Consider the following 391-nt stretch of genomic DNA (forward strand, 5'->3'; position numbering starts at 1 on the left):
GCACGGATGAAGCGGTTGTAGTCGGCGGCTTCGAAGGGGTTGAGGCCCACGGTGCCGGCCAGTCCCGCCACGACGCTGATGGTGCCGATGACGCCTCCGACCGCGCCGTGCGGCATGGCGGTGAACATGCCGGAGGGCATGCCGTCGTTCCGGTTCCACGCGATGACGATGGCCGCCACCAGCAGGGCGAAGTAGACCGGGATCGTCCAGATGAGGATCTTCGTCATCGAGCTGATGCCGTTCCAGGCCATGGGCAGGAAGAGAAGACCGACCAGGACGAACCAGATCTGGTCCGGCAGGTCCCAGATCTGATCGATCGAACTGGCGAGGATCTGTCCCTCGGTGCCGGCGTAGATGACGAAGGTGCCCGCGTAGATCACGGTGGTCCGCA

General features: G+C 64.7%; 1 protein-coding gene. It reads right to left on the bottom strand.

Annotated features, from left to right (window positions below; genetic code table 11):
- Positions 1-391, bottom strand: a 391-nt coding sequence (locus J0695_RS41450; RefSeq protein WP_206969974.1) for a purine-cytosine permease family protein, incomplete at both ends; no start/stop codon positions are given.

The organism is Streptomyces beijiangensis, from assembly GCF_017315755.1.
GTDB lineage: Bacteria > Actinomycetota > Actinomycetes > Streptomycetales > Streptomycetaceae > Streptomyces > Streptomyces beijiangensis.